Below are 14,082 nucleotides of genomic sequence, written 5' to 3'. Positions count from 1 at the left end.
TATATTTTTTATCAATTCAACTTCGTCAATCTTACCCCCTGATAATTTAATGCTTTAACAGGGGCAAAATAAGCTCTGGCTTGTTCTACTGTACCTGTAAATGGAATTTGTAGCATAAAATTAAAAACGGGCTGATGATGTTCTGAGCATTGATTCTCTGATTGTGTTGCTGTTTGGTTTGTCTGCGGTTCTGGAGTAACGGCGTGAGCTTGTGCGTTAGCGTTAGCTTTCGCCTCAATCTCTGTTTTGAGTTGAGCCTCACGTTCCGCTTTTTCTCTTGCCTCTTGTTCGGCTTTCGCTTTGATTTCAAGCTCTCGTTGTTTTTCAGCTTCAACACGCTCAGCAATGATTTGTTCAATATCATCTTGGCCAGCAATTAATTTGACTTCATCACTAAACAAATGTTTATGTGAAAGGGGAATTAATGTTAGCCGAGATTGCAAGCGTGCGATTTCTTGTGAAATTTCCGCCAAAATCAGTGTTTTTTCCGTATTAACCGCTTTTTGCAAGCCGTCTAATGTGCGTTTGTTTTTGCTTGCGGTTTGAATACGTTGAGCAATGCTACTTTTCGGAATATTCATTTCTAACGCTAATGAAATGGTATTTTCCGAACAGCTCTTATATCTAACGTCAATTGTTTTACCAATTGCCATATCAATAATCGCTTGTTTTACTTCCGCCTCTTTGCTTTTCACTAATTTTTCACGGCTTAAGCGTGCTTGTCTAAAACGTTCTGCAATCTCTTTCGCCGTTTCGATCAAGTCGGTAATCTCTTTATTACCATTTAACACGTTATCAATGGCTTGTTTAGTACGACTTTCAAGCTCTTGCAAAGTTTTTATTTCTTCCTTTGCTTGAATAAAATCTTCGTCAGTTTCAAAGGTTTGGGTTAAACCGGCTAAATAAGTGTCTGCTTGATATTCAAAATCCAGAATATTGCATGCAACAACTTTGCTTTCCGTATTTAAGATTAATTCAAAATGAGTGTTCATTTTCACCCCCTGCCATAACATTGACTTTGCCAGTATTCGCAATCGTAACTTTCATAAATACAGTGATAAACATCGCCCTCGCAATCATCGTCTATGTCTTCTTCCGAATCGGTAGGCGTGATTGAAGCATAATAATCGTGGTCGCTATCGTAAGCCCAAGGCGATGAGCTATGTCTGCGTGTCTTTTTTATCATTGGTTTTCTCCTAATTTGCTCTGCGTTGCACTCACCATTTCCGCTAACATTGCAAACATATCTGGTTCAAGTACGATAGTGGAAGCACAGGCTCGGCGGTTGAGCATTAAGCGGATATTGCCTTGATTATCAACGAGATAGCCTTTTAAACCGTAAGGGGTAAAGGGCTTACGTCTGTTAGGTTTAGCTACTTTGGTTGCGATTTCTTTGGTAACGGTTTTTACTTCAAGTGTGGCTTGTTCGTCTTTTATCACGTCCTCTTTAACATCTCGCCGAACGCGAGGAATTTTGGTGTTATTCATAAAGTTATAGCTCTCTATTCGTTCATTGAGCTTTTTAATACAAAGGGCTTTATTCATCATAAATGCCGTTTGGCTGACTGAAACGCCATTTTTAAATAATACGCCTTGATACTGCCCTTTTCCTTCGTGGTAAATAATTTGAGTGCTATACATTATGGCTTCTCCTTATTGATTGATAATTGTTTATTCGCCGTCCATTGATGGAGGTAATCTAATTCCTCTGTGGTAGGTTCTCGTTGAAATTCACCGTATTCCGCTATCCATTCTGCTTTCGCTTGCTGTCGGCTTTGTTGGCTGATTTGTTCGCTAAGGTAGTGATTGTGGTAGTCTGTGGCGTATTCAGCTTTGCCTTTTGTAGGTAAAAGATGAACAATCACGAGAGCCAAGATAAAAAGTGCGGTACATTCTAGAAATGTTTTGAGTAAGTTTTTCATTGGTGGTTTCCTTAAAAAATTAAAGCCCTATTCAGGGCTTACGCATTATTGGCTAATTGAATTAATTCATTTGCTTTGGCAATCTCATCATCATCTTTAGCAGGAAAGCGAGAGCTAATGATAATGGCGTTATTTACCGTCATTAGTGCCACTCTCTTTAATTCTTTAATGAAGAAATATTCAGGATTTCTTAACCATTGATTGAGTAAACCTTTTTCAGCCAGTTTTATTAAGCCTTGATGAATAGGGTTTTTATTTAAAAATTTCTGGCTTTTCTGGGTTTGCGTACGTCTTTCCGCTAACCGCCATTCCATTCGCTCAATCTTTTCATCTTGAGCTTCAATTTCCTTGATTTTGGCGGCGATTCTATTTTGATGTTTATCACAAACCGCCTTCATTCTTCTGCCTTTGGCATTATTAATATAAGGTGTTCCGCCATGTCCTAAGCGAGGGTCGCTATCGCAAAGTTGTTGTAACTCTTGCTCTAATCGCTCTCTTTTGTCTTTCATTTTTTGTAACATTGCATCACTCATAATGTGTTTTCCTTTTCTCTTTCCATTTCAAAGCACATTAAGAACATTCCCCTCTGTGCTAGCTTACATTGGTTCTCTGTGTAATGTGCTTTGAAATAGCGACAGTTGGCTGTCGTATTTCTTACCTTGCGTTTGGGCTTCACGATTCATTGCCGTTGCTAACATTTCCGCAAGGTGGAATATCGCTTGGTTTGGGCTTTCTTCCATTCTGTTGAGCGGTAGGTCTGTTACTACACTTTGACTAACTCTCACCATCAGGCAAGCGATATGTTTTTGGGATAAATTGTTAAAGAGCATTTGAGATTGATTTATCTCTATCAACCCACCGTCTCTGCTTACTCTCGGTTTCCTGCTCGGGTGTGTTGTTTTGATGTGTTTATTATGTACCAAAGGTTCAATTAAGTAAAGAACTTTTTGTACACAAAAGTAACGAAATGAATTAAAAGTTCATATTTAATTGATTTATAAAGGAAAATAATTTGAAAATTTTTTTGATCAGTTGATCAATTTGTGAGCGAGATCACAGAAAATGGGGAATTTAGTGTATAAGAAAGAGGATATAGGTGGATTTATTCCGCATAGGAAAATTTCATAAGCTACAAATATAGAAAGGCGATATGTAGCCAGTTTACCGTTAGCAAAATACTTTTTTATAAAATAGCTTAATATCATCAAGTCTGTATATTAATTCTCTAATAGCTGTTTTCCTAGTTATTTCATATTCAGAAAGTAAGCGATCCGTTAAGATTTGTTTAGCTATACGCAGTTCATTTTTAGGATATCCCTTTTTGCTACGACGGATGGATTCTAATTGATCGCACTTCGTCTGTAAGCGTCTATGATTAGCAATCATAATTTGAGTATGAATATCTATCAATTTTGGGTCCCAGTTTTTATGAATATTTACAGCTTCATTATGAATTTTATCTAATAGCATACCAAGGGAGTCTATCTCATTATTATAAGTCGAATTTATTATATTTCTTATTCCTAAATAATAGCTTATAGGAACTAATAAAACTGAAAAAAGTAACGCTAAAAACGAGATTAGATCACTAGTTTGCATTTTTTCTTACCTTAATTGCTTCATTAACGTAATTACGAATTTCTTCTATTAAATCTGGGTCATCTTTTGATATTAAATTGTCTATAATGTTTGACATAATGGTGCTATTAATACCTTTACGAATAGCTCCTCCAAAAGCTTCCTCTAAAAAAGAAGAACCATACCCAGCAACCCCATCAAGATCTATGATAATATAGTCATTAGCTTTAATTGATGGTATTAAAACATTTTCTCTAAACCATTCGCCACTATACTCTCCTAACTTTATATAACGAGGTCCAGGAAATAAAGTAAAATCTCTAACATTAAGTTTCTTCATATAACTTTCCTATTCTATCTTACTGGGTATGGTATATCCCACTGAACTACCGTTCCCTTTAATGAATAAATCGATTCTTTAAGTAAATCAGGCTTATTTTTGCCATTATACACATACATTCCACGATTTGAACGAATTATTAATTGACTGCTTGGTGTTTTATCAATAAATAATCGAATATCATTACCTCCTTTCCCACGATACTCTAATTCTGTACGTGTTTCTTTGATCAAAGTAGAGGCTTTTATACACAAAGAATCTGCAGTTGGCTTTTTAGTTAGTTTCAATAGACTCCAAATTTTCATTAAAGTAGACTCTTTTTGTGTTTTTTCCAATGTGTTTGGTATTCCGTGTCCTAAATCACAGATAAAAATAGACAATTTCCCTTCTAAAACCGCCATCAACATCCACCATCGTTTGACTGGAAAATTTCTGTTAGAGGGAATATGTGCATCATAAGCATGTTCAACTGCATTCGCTATTGCTTCAAAATAGCTAGCGTAAATATCATTAATTCCCATAGACTTCAATTCATTAAAAAGAGGTTCTGTAATTTTACCATTTGCGCAGTCACTTTGTACAAAGTGCCAACATTTTACATTCTCTAGAGAACAGAACGATGTGTAATTAAATCCAAGCAACTTGTATAACCCAATATGACAGAACACGGCATCTACGTCATATGGCAAATGTTTTCGCTGATCAGCTGGTTTTGATTTTGGTCTAGCTATTTTAAATTTTAATGCAGGATATTGGCATTTTATTGTATCAAGTACAGCTATTAAAACGCTACAAGCGGGAGCATCAATTATAAAAGTATCACGAAAATTTAATTTTAATTGAGTCTTACTTTTAGAGGCTAATTTAGCTTTAAGTTCCAATTCATCTTTAAAATTTGTAAAATCATAACCTATTTCTCTTGCTAATATAATTTTGCTTGGTGCAATAACTTCAAATAAATTTAGTGTCCTATTATTTATTATTTTATACTTCGGTTTGCCACCTCTAGATTGATGGCGTTTTTCTTTACTTATTAAGTTACGAATGGTCCTTTTTCTAACAACAGATTTCCAAACTTGAATATTCACTTATTCTCCTTATTGAATGAATAGTTGCCCTTGAATTTCATTTTTTGACATAAATTATCCTTGATCGTAATTTATTTAAATTAAATATAACATTTTGTTTTTTATGAAAAATATCCCTGATCATAAAATCTATCTTTCCCCATCACAACAAAACCGAATACCAGAACACACGAGAAGTCGCCAAGTATCCAGAAGATTTATAAAATTTGCCTATGCTCAACAGCTACTCCAATAATTGTAATGTCATGCTCCAGGCTGCTTAATGTAGGAAAGCTGTCATTTAGAGGTACTAAATTGAAATGTGGTCGTCCATATTCATCATAAGATCCTAGTTGTTTGTATTGTTTAAATGTTGCCTCGCCATCTCCGTTGATCGCAGCAACAAATTTACCGGGCTTTGCTGAAATATCAGGATCAATCAAAACTAAATCTCCCTCATTAAACCTAGGAAGCATACTTTCCCCTTTAATTTCTAAGAAAAATGCGTGTTCACTTGCTTTAATTTGTGAGGAGATAAGTTCAAATTGCTCATCAATATCAATGTTATTTAGGTAATTAACATCGCACCACATTCCTGCTTGTACAGTACTGAGTAGAGGGTATTTGTAACTTTTTTCTATTTGCACAAACTCTATATTATTATCCCCATAAGTTAGCCATTCAGGAGTAACGCCTAAAAATTTGGCTAATACATAAGTGTTACTTGCCGAAGGCATTGTTTCAGCATTAAACCATTTACTTACTGCTTTAGGTGTAACTTTCAAAATTTTAGCAATTTCTGTACCTCTTCCTTTTTCAGGAAGACCTTTTTCTTTACAGGCTAAATCAAGACGTTTAGCAAAATTTTCTCTAATTTTTTCTTCGGTAATCATTTTTATTCCTTACTGAACTACTAGTTCAGATTATAAATAAAACTTGAAGTACTTTCAGTTCTGTTTTAATATGTACTATATGTTCATTTTGTTGTAGGGGAATTATGGAAAAACTTACTCATATCATAGATCGAATAGGAGTATCCAATGTAGCTCGACTTTGTGGAATTACATCTCGAGCAGTTTACAAGTGGAGAGCTTTAAATACTTTACCTCGAACCGATTATACAGGCGAAACTCAGTACGCAGAAATACTCGCATTAGCCTTAAATAACGGAATGACTGCGGAGGACATTAAGCAGTTAGCAAATCCAGCTAATAATTAATCTATCAAAATTTAATGATAAATAACACCATAAAAAACAACAGGAATTTATGGCAATGAAAACAGTAATTATTGAAATGATAAGCAAATGCACTGGCGGTAAATCGGCGGTGGCAGGGTTTTTAGGATTGAGTGAACAAGCCTTGAATAACCGTTTATATCAAACCAAAGGGCAACGTTTTACCGAAGATGAATTAATTGCCGTTGAGCAAGAGTTTGGCGTCAGTGATTGGTCTGATGAGATTAATCGTAGGCTAAATAAAGTGAGCTTTAGTGTTCCTAATGGGAATAATTTTGATTTTGTTGAGCTATCTCAGTTGCAGTTACAAGAGTTAGCCGAGCGAGGCAGTTTATTTACCAAACTGAATGAATTTTTGAGTGATGGTGAGCTGACTGAGGCGGAAGTTAATGTTTTACGCAAGTTACTACATCGTTCACAGAAAGCAACCAGCAATACCATTGAAGTAACCATTGCTTTACATCAGAAATAAAAAACCACTGCGGGAACAGTGGTTAGTACTAATACTCAAGGAAATACTAATATGGAAAATGTTAATCCAAACGAAAAACAAAGTCAATCACAGAACGATAGGATTTTGGCTTATCTGAAAAAAGGTGGGCGAATAACTTCACTTGATGCCTTAAGTCAATTTGGTTGTTTACGCCTTTCTGCTCGTATTAAAGATTTGCGTGATGATGGGCATCAAATCGACTCAGAATTTATTGCTGTGTCAAGTGGCAAGCGTGTGAAACAGTATTTTATGGTGGGTGATGTATGAGCAAATTTATTGTCAATTCAAATCAATCAAATAGCTCTATAGAGGTGTCATTATGAGTATGTTGTTAATGGTTAAAGCAATGAATTGTAAGGTGGGAAATTCCGCACGCAAATTAGTGTTATTGAAATTGGCTGATAACGCTAATGATGATGGCGTTTGTTTTCCTAGTTATCAGTTTATTGCAGATAAATGTGAAATGACAAGACGCAGTGCGATTAGTCATATTAATGCCTTAATTGAAATGGGCTTAGTAAGTAAAACATTACGCCAAAATAAAGATGGTTCTAGCTCAAATTTATATCAATTACACCTAGACCAAGTGAATGAAAATTGTTCATTTTCTAGTGAAGATTTTGCACCAGAGGGGGTGAAAAATTTGCACGAGGGGAGTGAAAATTATGTAGGGGGGAGTAGTGAAAATTTTGCACCCATAACCAGTAACTCTATTAACCAGTCAATTAACCATAAAAAAATAAATAAAAAAAGTTCGCCTGAAAAATCCGACGAATTAGAAATTTTGCAAGATTTTGGTATTACCGATCAATTGGCAAAAGATTTCATCACTCACCGTAAAGCGAAAAAAGCACCGATTACCATAACGGTGATGGAAGGCTTTCAGCGAGAGGCGGACAAAGCCAAGATACCAATCACGAAAGCAGTGGAAACAAGTATTAACCGTGGTTGGAGAGGTTTTTCGGCGGAATGGCTTGTTGAGAAAAATAAACCACAAAACAAACCTAGCAAACCGGATACTCATAACGGTTTTAACAAACGACACTACGGCGAAACAAAAATACCAGACTGGGCGAAAGACGATGTTAAGGAGAATGGCAATGCGTAAATCCATTGATGAATTACGGAAAGATTTGGAAGATCACCAAGAGGCGTTGAAGTGTGCCAGCGTGGGCTTTACGCCTTCTGGAAATACGGAAGTCAGCCGTCAGCAAGTCGTTTGTGAAAAACATGGTGTTTATACTCAACATTGTCGAAAAACAACCCTGTTTGGCGGCAAAACCCTTGAGAATAAAACCCGTTGTCCACGTTGTTTACAACAAGAAATTTCGGCGTTAGAGGCGGAAATCCGCCAAGTTGAGCAGGCTTATACCCAACGCAAAATTAATGACCTAAAAGCCAAATCAGGTGTTGCTAAACGCTTTGAACAGGCTAGCTTTGACAATTATCAAGATTTAGACGTAAACAGCAAAGCTAAGCGAGTTTGTGAGGCTTATGCGAAAAAATGGCAAGAACGTAAAGCGGTAGGTGGAGGGTTAATCCTAACAGGGAAGCCCGGAACCGGTAAGAGCCATTTAGCCTGTGCTATTGCTAATTATGTGATAGAAAAATATCAAGATGATGTGTTAATGACAACCGCTTTGCGGATTATGCGTAAAGTGAAATCCACTTGGGAGAAAAACGCTGATTTGACAGAAAGTGAGGTCATAGAGGTTTACGTAGATAAGGATTTACTGATTATTGATGAAGTCGGCGTTCAATTTGGCTCAGAGGCAGAAAAAATTATTTTATTTGAGATTATCAATGAACGATATGAGCAATTAAAGCCAACCATTTTAATCAGTAATTTACTGGAAGATGAGCTAGCAGGTTACATCGGCGAGCGTGTTATTGACCGTATGCGAGAAGGCAAAGGGGCCATGATTGCTTTTGACTGGGAGAGTTATAGAAAATGACAGAACAACAATTTAACAAAGACAGCTACCGCACCCCTGAATACCTTTTTAACTGGTTATATAAGCGATTTAAATTTGATGTGGATGGTTGTGCTAATCACAAAAATAAACTTTGTTTTGACTACATTGGCGAGGGTGGTATCGCCGAAGACTTTTTAGATTTTGACCCCTTAGAGCTGGTTTGTGAGTTATGCGAAGCGAATTTAGCTTTTTTCGTCAATCCGCCTTATAGCAATCCGTTACCTTTTGTTCAGCGTGCGGCGGCGCTTAAACAGCAAGGCTATTTAGTCGTGATGTTATTGCCGGCGGATAAATCCACAAAATGGTATGGGGTGATTAATGAACAGGCAACGGAAGTGATTGATATTATCGGCGGTCGGATTAATTTTGTTCACCCACTCACCGGCGAGGAAGTCAAGGGCAACAACAAAGGCTCAATGGTGGCGGTATTTGACCCCACAATGCAAGGTTTGGTAACTCGTCAGGTGGCGTTGGATTTTATTAAAAAATGGGGGGAATAATGGAATTTAATCAACATATTAAATTAGCAGAACAGCTATTAAAACAAAATAAATGTGTTATCTATCAAATATTTGAAAAAGGCATTATGGCTGTTTTTGACAAGAAAGAAACAAGAACATCTATTGTCTGTTCAGCGGAAGAGGACGGATTAATGGTATCCATTTCCGTTAACGGACGAGCTAATTTAAAAATAAGCCAGAAGTTCATTCAAAAAATATTTGGTAAACGTTATGCCGTTGAGCGCCATTTAAACAAGATTGACGGTCAACAAGCCAATTATTTCAAGCTAACAGTGTTGAGGGCGTAATGGCTAAATATCAAATGTTAAAACTGCCGGGCGGTATTTTATCGCCAGTAACAGAGCAAGAGGCGGAAAGTTTAAAAGTCTTAGCCAACAATGAGCAATACGAGGTAGAAATCAAACGTAGTCGCAATCCTGCCTTTCATCGCAAGGTGTTTGCTTTTTTCAATTTCTGTTTTGAGCATTGGTCGGCAGAGCGTACAGAGTTACGTTTTCAAGATGAAAAAGCCCAGTTTGATACTTTTCGCAAACATTTAACGGTGCTTGCAGGATTTAGAACTGTTACTTACAAAATTAACGGCGAATTTAGGGTAGAAGCGAAAAGTTTAAGCTATGCCAATATGGAGCAGGAAGAATTTGAGCAATGTTATTCAGCATTAATTAACGCCGCACTTGTTCATATTTTTGCTAATACACAGGACGAGAAAATTATTAATCAGCTTTATGCGTTTTTTTGGTAAGGAATAAGGTGGGTAATGAATAAGGAATTTTTGTTAGTCATTGTGGGAACATTTATTTTTTGGAGCGTTGTTATAGGGGGTATTGTTTGGTGGCTACTTTAGAAAAGAAAACATTAACAAAAGAGCAAGAGCAGACATTAATGCTCGTACTAGCGAAACAAGTATCAGATTGGCGTAAATGGCGGCAATCGGGGAAAAATAGTCAAAGTGTAATTAATGGGGTAAGACGATGAAAGAAATTATTATATTAGGTTTGTGGTTTGCTTGTATTGCTGCTTTATTTGGTTTTTCGGCGTTTCTTTTTTATCACAAAGTCAGTGGAGCTGGTTGGTTCTTATTTGCCGTTGTGGTTGTTGTAGGTTCAATAAAAATCAAGGTAGGTAAACGATGAATTTACGCAAAGAAGCCAAAGGCAGAGAGTGCCAAGTGCGGTTAGTTGGCGTTTGTAATTACAATCCTGAAACGGTGGTATTAGCCCATATTCGCATGGCAGGTTTAACAGGAATCAGTCAAAAGGCAAATGATATTCAAGGGGCTTGGGCTTGTAGTTGTTGTCATGATGCTATTGATGGACGAACAAAAACGCTTTATTCCAAAGATGAATTAACCCTTGCTCATTTACAAGGAGTTATGCGGACGCAGGCGATATTAATCCAAGAGGGAAAAATTAAATGAGACAACTGGCCGTCAACTTACCCTATCCACCTAGCCTTAATCATTATTGGCGACATACCAGACAAGGTAGGCATTATATATCAAAAGCGGGGAAAACCTATCGTGATGCGGTATTAATGGCTTGTGTAAAGGAGAAACCATTTCAGAGCCAGGTCAGTATTCATATTGATGTTTTTGTGCCTGATAATCGTAAAAGAGACCCCGATAACCTTTGGAAAGTGGTATTAGATTCGTTGACACAAGCCAATATTATTGAAGACGATTGCTGGCAAGTTGTGCCGAGACAGTCTATTGATGTGGTCGCAGTTGATAAACATAATCCGAGATTAGTGGTAACCATTAAGGAGTTGACGTGAGCGAGTTAATATTAAGTGAATTGACATTAACCCCAGAGCAGGAAAAATGGCTTAAAGAATGGTTATTTAAATGGGGGGCTTGGGTCAGAACAGGTCGCTTAGATAAGCGACAAGTCAATATTATTGCTCGGTTAATGGAAAGTGTTACCCCAAGCGATCCGCAAGATCCGATTTGTACGGATGATGAGGGGTTAATGATAAGCAAGATGATTGATGAGTTCTTTTTAACCCAAGATAAGGAGCTTCATTTTATTATTTATGGCTATTATGTGAATAAGATGACAGTAAATAGATTAGCAACAATTTTAGCTGATGATATTAAGCCAAGATTAATGCAGCCTTGTCATGGGAAATCAGAAGTAAGAAAGCCAAGCAAACGAACAGTATTGCGTTATGTATCTAATCGTTTAAATTTAGCCAATGCCATTATTCACGAAATGCTGTTAAAAGGCTTTATTATTCTTAAAAAGGTTACTAAAAAACGTAAAAATATCAAACTTTGTTATTGACAACCTTGTCATCTTGTCATATGATTTTATGCAATGGTGGTCGTAGTGTAACCAGTTTACACCAACGATAAAAAACAAAACGAATTTACAGCCTCAGTAGCAATACTGGGGCTTTTTTATTGGCAAATAATCAAGGATCAATATGTTTAAAGACGCAGGAAACCAAAGTTATTTCTGGTCTGGGTTTGGGGCATTTTGGGCAATGTATTCATTTGAGGAAAAATTAGCCCTTGCAAGTTTATGTGTGGGTGTAGTTACAGCCCTTGTCAATGCTTATGCGAAATGGCAAGAGGGAAAACGTCAAAAAGAATTACATGATTTAAAAGTGCAACAGTTAAAACGTGGACTAAGAAATGAAAATCAATCAGAAGAAAATTAGTGCGGTTATTTGCTCCGTTGGGGCAGTAATCGGCTTAGTGAGTATGTACTATGCTGATGAATTACGCATTACCGAACGAGGGTTAGCCATTATTGGTAATGCAGAGGGTTGTCGTCAAACGCCGTACTATTGCCCCGCAGGCATTTTAACGGTTGGGATTGGGACGGCAGAAACCAGTGGCGAAAAGATAGAACAAGGCAAGGTGTATTCCTTAGACGATATTGCTCAGGCTTGGGTTAAGCAGCTTAAAGTGGCAGAAAAATGTGTCAATCGGTTTGGTAACGGTCGTAATATGCCGTTAGGAGCATTTGAGGCGATGGTTTCGCTGACCTTTAATACGGGCTGTGGCAAGATGCAAAGCTCAACCTTATTTAGAATGGCAAATCAGGGCTACACGCCTGCAATGTGTAACCAGTTTGAACGTTGGGTTTATTCTGGGGGTAAAAAGTTAAATGGCTTAGTAAAACGCCGTCAGCAAGAGAAAGCCTTATGTTTAGCCGATTAAATCAGATTGTGATTGTGGCGGTGTTGGGGTTATGCCTTTGGTCATTCTATCAATCACAACGTATCTATCGCTTAAAAACCGATAACCAAACACAAGCCCAAACCATTGAGCAACTCACTCAACAGCAACGGCAATTAACATTAAGCCTTGAACAAGAGCGACAAGCGATTGCTAAGCTCACTGCGGAAGAACATAAACAAAAGGTAAAAGCCGATGAAGATATTCAAATTATTGACCGCACTTTATCAAAAGAGCATTGTGCCACTACTCGCTTGCCTGCTGATGTTATTAAACGGTTGCAGCAATCAGACTAAGATAACCTATTTAACGCCACCAACCATCTATACTCTACCTTGTCAACGAACACCTTTTACCGCTCAAACTTACGGCGAGGCAATCACGTATTTACGTATGGTAATGAAAGAGCGGGATATGTGTGCAAATCGGGTAGATAAAATTCGGGAATGGATAGTTGAGCAGGCTCAAAGATAAAAGCCCTAGCGGAGGAAACTAGGGCTTTGGGTTAGACGGCTGAAATTTCTAGGCGTTTACCTAGCGCTTTAAAGGCTCGGTTAAGCGTGTCAATTTTGGTATTATGTCCTAAATTAGTCACCCTTTGCATTTCTTGTGGTGTGACATTTATACGTCTAGCCAATTCAGCATTAGAGATTTTTTGCTCAATCATTTCATTAAGCAATAACACTTTAGTTGCAACGCTAGGCGGTAGCTCAATTAAGACATCGCCTTTTTGTGGCTGACTAGGTAATGGAACTTGTCTTTTATCTTCAAAATAAAAGTCCATTGCAGTAACTAAAGCATCTTCTGCCATTATTAAAGCATCTTGATAGTCATCGCCACAAGTAATCGCTTCGGGAATATCTCTAAAGGTTATATTAAAGCCATCACCTTCAGGTTCAAATATCGCTGGATATTGCATTATTAACTCCTTAAGAAGCCTCCCCTTTCGGGGAGACTGGTTATTTTAGACCTAATTGCTTTTTAATGTTCTCAGCAGTACCTTTTCTAATCTCCTTTGATGGGTGTCTTGGCATTACTGATTGATTATTTCGGTAGAAAAGTTTGATATGTTTTGTACCATCTTCAACTTTAACACCTTGTGCTTTCAGCCATCTTAAAAACTCACTTTGTTTCATTATTCCTCCGTGTCGTTTTAAGATGGAATAATTATAATCAAAAATGTTTACTTTGTCAATAAAAATAATCAAATTTGTTTACTTTAAGGATTAACTATGTCAAAGAAAAAAGACGAGGTTAATTCCACGTCTAAAGGGCGTGGTTTAACCGATAAACAAAAACGATTTGTTGAAGAATATCTAATTGATTTAAATGCAACTCAAGCCGCAATTAGGGCTGGATATAGCGTTGAAACAGCAAGACAAATAGGTGCAGAAAACTTGTCAAAACCTGTCATTCAAGAGGCTATTCAGAAAGCTCAAAATAAACGTTCAGAACGCACTAAAATTACTCAAGATGAAATTTTAAGAGATTTGCAAGAACTCAAAGATATTTGTCTTGGGCGTAAGTCCATTGTTATTACTGATACATTAAAGAATGGGCAAGAAGGTAAGGTTACCACGGTTGATAACCCTGTATTTCTCTTTGAGCCAGCCAGTGCAAATAAGGCACTTGAATTAATGGGAAAACATTTAGGGATGTTTAAGGATAAGGTTGAACTAACAGGGGAATTAGCTAGTACGAATATTAACTTAACTCCAGAAGAATTTAAGGATATTGCGAGTGAATTATTAAAGGAGATTTGAG

At 37.1% G+C, this 14,082-nt stretch carries 28 protein-coding genes; 17 read left to right on the top strand and 11 right to left on the bottom strand.

Annotation, left to right across the window (positions count from 1 at the left end; genetic code table 11):
- Positions 1-11: 11 nt before the first annotated feature.
- From EV694_RS08475 to EV694_RS08435, 9 genes are all read right to left on the bottom strand, one after another.
- Positions 12-992 (bottom strand): hypothetical protein, encoded by a 981-nt coding sequence (locus tag EV694_RS08475; RefSeq protein ID WP_243646013.1) that lies wholly within the window; start codon positions 990-992, stop codon positions 12-14.
- Between the two features lie 190 nt (positions 993-1,182).
- Entirely contained in the window at positions 1,183-1,641 is a 459-nt protein-coding gene (locus EV694_RS08470) for a hypothetical protein (protein WP_132691497.1), read from the bottom strand.
- Positions 1,641-1,922 (bottom strand): hypothetical protein, encoded by a 282-nt coding sequence (locus EV694_RS08465; RefSeq protein WP_132691495.1) that lies wholly within the window; start codon positions 1,920-1,922, stop codon positions 1,641-1,643. Before EV694_RS08465 ends, EV694_RS08470 begins: the two co-directional genes overlap by 1 nt.
- A gap of 38 nt (positions 1,923-1,960) precedes the next feature.
- A complete protein-coding gene (locus tag EV694_RS08460; protein ID WP_132691493.1) occupies positions 1,961-2,455 on the bottom strand; it encodes a hypothetical protein in 495 nt (164 codons plus the stop codon).
- Between the two features lie 63 nt (positions 2,456-2,518).
- Positions 2,519-2,752: a hypothetical protein gene (locus EV694_RS08455; protein WP_132691491.1), complete on the bottom strand. Its 234-nt coding sequence runs from the start codon at positions 2,750-2,752 to the stop codon at positions 2,519-2,521.
- Between the two features lie 337 nt (positions 2,753-3,089).
- Positions 3,090-3,521 (bottom strand): hypothetical protein, encoded by a 432-nt coding sequence (locus EV694_RS08450; RefSeq protein ID WP_132691489.1) that lies wholly within the window; start codon positions 3,519-3,521, stop codon positions 3,090-3,092.
- Entirely contained in the window at positions 3,511-3,840 is a 330-nt protein-coding gene (locus tag EV694_RS08445) for an STAS-like domain-containing protein (protein ID WP_132691487.1), read from the bottom strand. Before EV694_RS08445 ends, EV694_RS08450 begins: the two co-directional genes overlap by 11 nt.
- Positions 3,841-3,854: 14 nt before the next feature.
- The gene (locus tag EV694_RS08440; RefSeq protein ID WP_132691484.1) at positions 3,855-4,928 is read right to left on the bottom strand and encodes a hypothetical protein; all 1,074 of its coding nucleotides are present in this window, start codon (positions 4,926-4,928) and stop codon (positions 3,855-3,857) included.
- 197 nt (positions 4,929-5,125) lie between these two features.
- Complete coding sequence (locus EV694_RS08435) at positions 5,126-5,800, bottom strand: LexA family protein (protein WP_132691482.1); 675 nt, start codon at positions 5,798-5,800, stop codon at positions 5,126-5,128.
- A 375-nt stretch (positions 5,801-6,175) separates the two neighbouring features.
- Here EV694_RS08435 and EV694_RS08425 point away from each other — a divergent pair, with 375 nt between their 5' ends.
- The 16 genes from EV694_RS08425 (at position 6,176) to lysC (ending at position 12,792) form a co-directional block, all read left to right on the top strand.
- The gene (locus EV694_RS08425) at positions 6,176-6,616 is read left to right on the top strand and encodes a YmfL family putative regulatory protein (RefSeq protein WP_132691478.1); all 441 of its coding nucleotides are present in this window, start codon (positions 6,176-6,178) and stop codon (positions 6,614-6,616) included.
- 51 nt (positions 6,617-6,667) lie between these two features.
- A complete protein-coding gene (locus EV694_RS08420) occupies positions 6,668-6,904 on the top strand; it encodes a helix-turn-helix domain-containing protein (RefSeq protein WP_132691476.1) in 237 nt (78 codons plus the stop codon).
- A 52-nt stretch (positions 6,905-6,956) separates the two neighbouring features.
- Complete coding sequence (locus EV694_RS08415) at positions 6,957-7,745, top strand: helix-turn-helix domain-containing protein (protein ID WP_132691474.1); 789 nt, start codon at positions 6,957-6,959, stop codon at positions 7,743-7,745.
- Positions 7,738-8,592: an ATP-binding protein gene (locus EV694_RS08410; protein ID WP_207859813.1), complete on the top strand. Its 855-nt coding sequence runs from the start codon at positions 7,738-7,740 to the stop codon at positions 8,590-8,592. The genes EV694_RS08415 and EV694_RS08410 overlap by 8 nt, the downstream gene beginning before the upstream one ends.
- Positions 8,589-9,113 carry a phage N-6-adenine-methyltransferase gene (locus EV694_RS08405; protein WP_132691470.1) on the top strand — a complete coding sequence of 175 codons (525 nt, stop codon included), beginning with the start codon at positions 8,589-8,591 and terminating at the stop codon, positions 9,111-9,113. Before EV694_RS08410 ends, EV694_RS08405 begins: the two co-directional genes overlap by 4 nt.
- Entirely contained in the window at positions 9,113-9,421 is a 309-nt protein-coding gene (locus tag EV694_RS08400; protein WP_132691468.1) for a hypothetical protein, read from the top strand. Before EV694_RS08405 ends, EV694_RS08400 begins: the two co-directional genes overlap by 1 nt.
- The gene (locus tag EV694_RS08395; protein WP_132691466.1) at positions 9,421-9,876 is read left to right on the top strand and encodes a DUF1367 family protein; all 456 of its coding nucleotides are present in this window, start codon (positions 9,421-9,423) and stop codon (positions 9,874-9,876) included. Before EV694_RS08400 ends, EV694_RS08395 begins: the two co-directional genes overlap by 1 nt.
- A gap of 89 nt (positions 9,877-9,965) precedes the next feature.
- Positions 9,966-10,109 carry a hypothetical protein gene (locus EV694_RS10915; RefSeq protein ID WP_165865515.1) on the top strand — a complete coding sequence of 48 codons (144 nt, stop codon included), beginning with the start codon at positions 9,966-9,968 and terminating at the stop codon, positions 10,107-10,109.
- Positions 10,106-10,267, top strand: a complete 162-nt coding sequence (locus tag EV694_RS10910) for a hypothetical protein (RefSeq protein ID WP_165865514.1) — start codon at positions 10,106-10,108, stop codon at positions 10,265-10,267. The genes EV694_RS10915 and EV694_RS10910 overlap by 4 nt, the downstream gene beginning before the upstream one ends.
- The gene (locus EV694_RS08390; protein WP_132691464.1) at positions 10,264-10,551 is read left to right on the top strand and encodes a DUF1364 domain-containing protein; all 288 of its coding nucleotides are present in this window, start codon (positions 10,264-10,266) and stop codon (positions 10,549-10,551) included. Before EV694_RS10910 ends, EV694_RS08390 begins: the two co-directional genes overlap by 4 nt.
- Positions 10,548-10,907, top strand: a complete 360-nt coding sequence (locus EV694_RS08385; RefSeq protein WP_132691462.1) for a RusA family crossover junction endodeoxyribonuclease — start codon at positions 10,548-10,550, stop codon at positions 10,905-10,907. Before EV694_RS08390 ends, EV694_RS08385 begins: the two co-directional genes overlap by 4 nt.
- On the top strand, positions 10,904-11,416 hold the full coding sequence (locus EV694_RS08380; protein ID WP_243646012.1) for an antiterminator Q family protein: 513 nt from the start codon (positions 10,904-10,906) through the stop codon (positions 11,414-11,416). The genes EV694_RS08385 and EV694_RS08380 overlap by 4 nt, the downstream gene beginning before the upstream one ends.
- 142 nt (positions 11,417-11,558) lie before the next feature.
- A complete protein-coding gene (locus EV694_RS08375; protein WP_132691460.1) occupies positions 11,559-11,795 on the top strand; it encodes a hypothetical protein in 237 nt (78 codons plus the stop codon).
- Positions 11,770-12,300 (top strand): lysozyme, encoded by a 531-nt coding sequence (locus EV694_RS08370; RefSeq protein ID WP_132691458.1) that lies wholly within the window; start codon positions 11,770-11,772, stop codon positions 12,298-12,300. The genes EV694_RS08375 and EV694_RS08370 overlap by 26 nt, the downstream gene beginning before the upstream one ends.
- Complete coding sequence (locus tag EV694_RS08365; RefSeq protein WP_132691456.1) at positions 12,285-12,614, top strand: DUF2570 family protein; 330 nt, start codon at positions 12,285-12,287, stop codon at positions 12,612-12,614. The genes EV694_RS08370 and EV694_RS08365 overlap by 16 nt, the downstream gene beginning before the upstream one ends.
- Entirely contained in the window at positions 12,514-12,792 is a 279-nt protein-coding gene (gene lysC, locus EV694_RS11130) for an Rz1-like lysis system protein LysC (RefSeq protein WP_424580057.1), read from the top strand. The genes EV694_RS08365 and lysC overlap by 101 nt, the downstream gene beginning before the upstream one ends.
- A 31-nt stretch (positions 12,793-12,823) precedes the next feature.
- Here lysC and EV694_RS08355 read toward each other — a convergent pair whose 3' ends face one another.
- Complete coding sequence (locus tag EV694_RS08355) at positions 12,824-13,237, bottom strand: type II toxin-antitoxin system HicB family antitoxin (protein WP_132691454.1); 414 nt, start codon at positions 13,235-13,237, stop codon at positions 12,824-12,826.
- Between the two features lie 40 nt (positions 13,238-13,277).
- Positions 13,278-13,454: a type II toxin-antitoxin system HicA family toxin gene (locus tag EV694_RS08350; protein WP_132691452.1), complete on the bottom strand. Its 177-nt coding sequence runs from the start codon at positions 13,452-13,454 to the stop codon at positions 13,278-13,280.
- Positions 13,455-13,550: 96 nt separating this feature from the next.
- On the opposite strand from EV694_RS08350, the gene EV694_RS08345 reads away from it, so the two are divergent.
- The gene (locus EV694_RS08345) at positions 13,551-14,081 is read left to right on the top strand and encodes a terminase small subunit (RefSeq protein WP_132691450.1); all 531 of its coding nucleotides are present in this window, start codon (positions 13,551-13,553) and stop codon (positions 14,079-14,081) included.
- The last annotated feature ends 1 nt before the right edge of the window (position 14,082 follow it).

The sequence above is a fragment of the Volucribacter psittacicida genome (assembly GCF_004339025.1).
Lineage (GTDB): Bacteria > Pseudomonadota > Gammaproteobacteria > Enterobacterales > Pasteurellaceae > Volucribacter > Volucribacter psittacicida.
The sequence above is the reverse complement of the archived record's forward strand: the minus strand, read 5'-3'. Positions and strand labels throughout refer to the sequence as shown.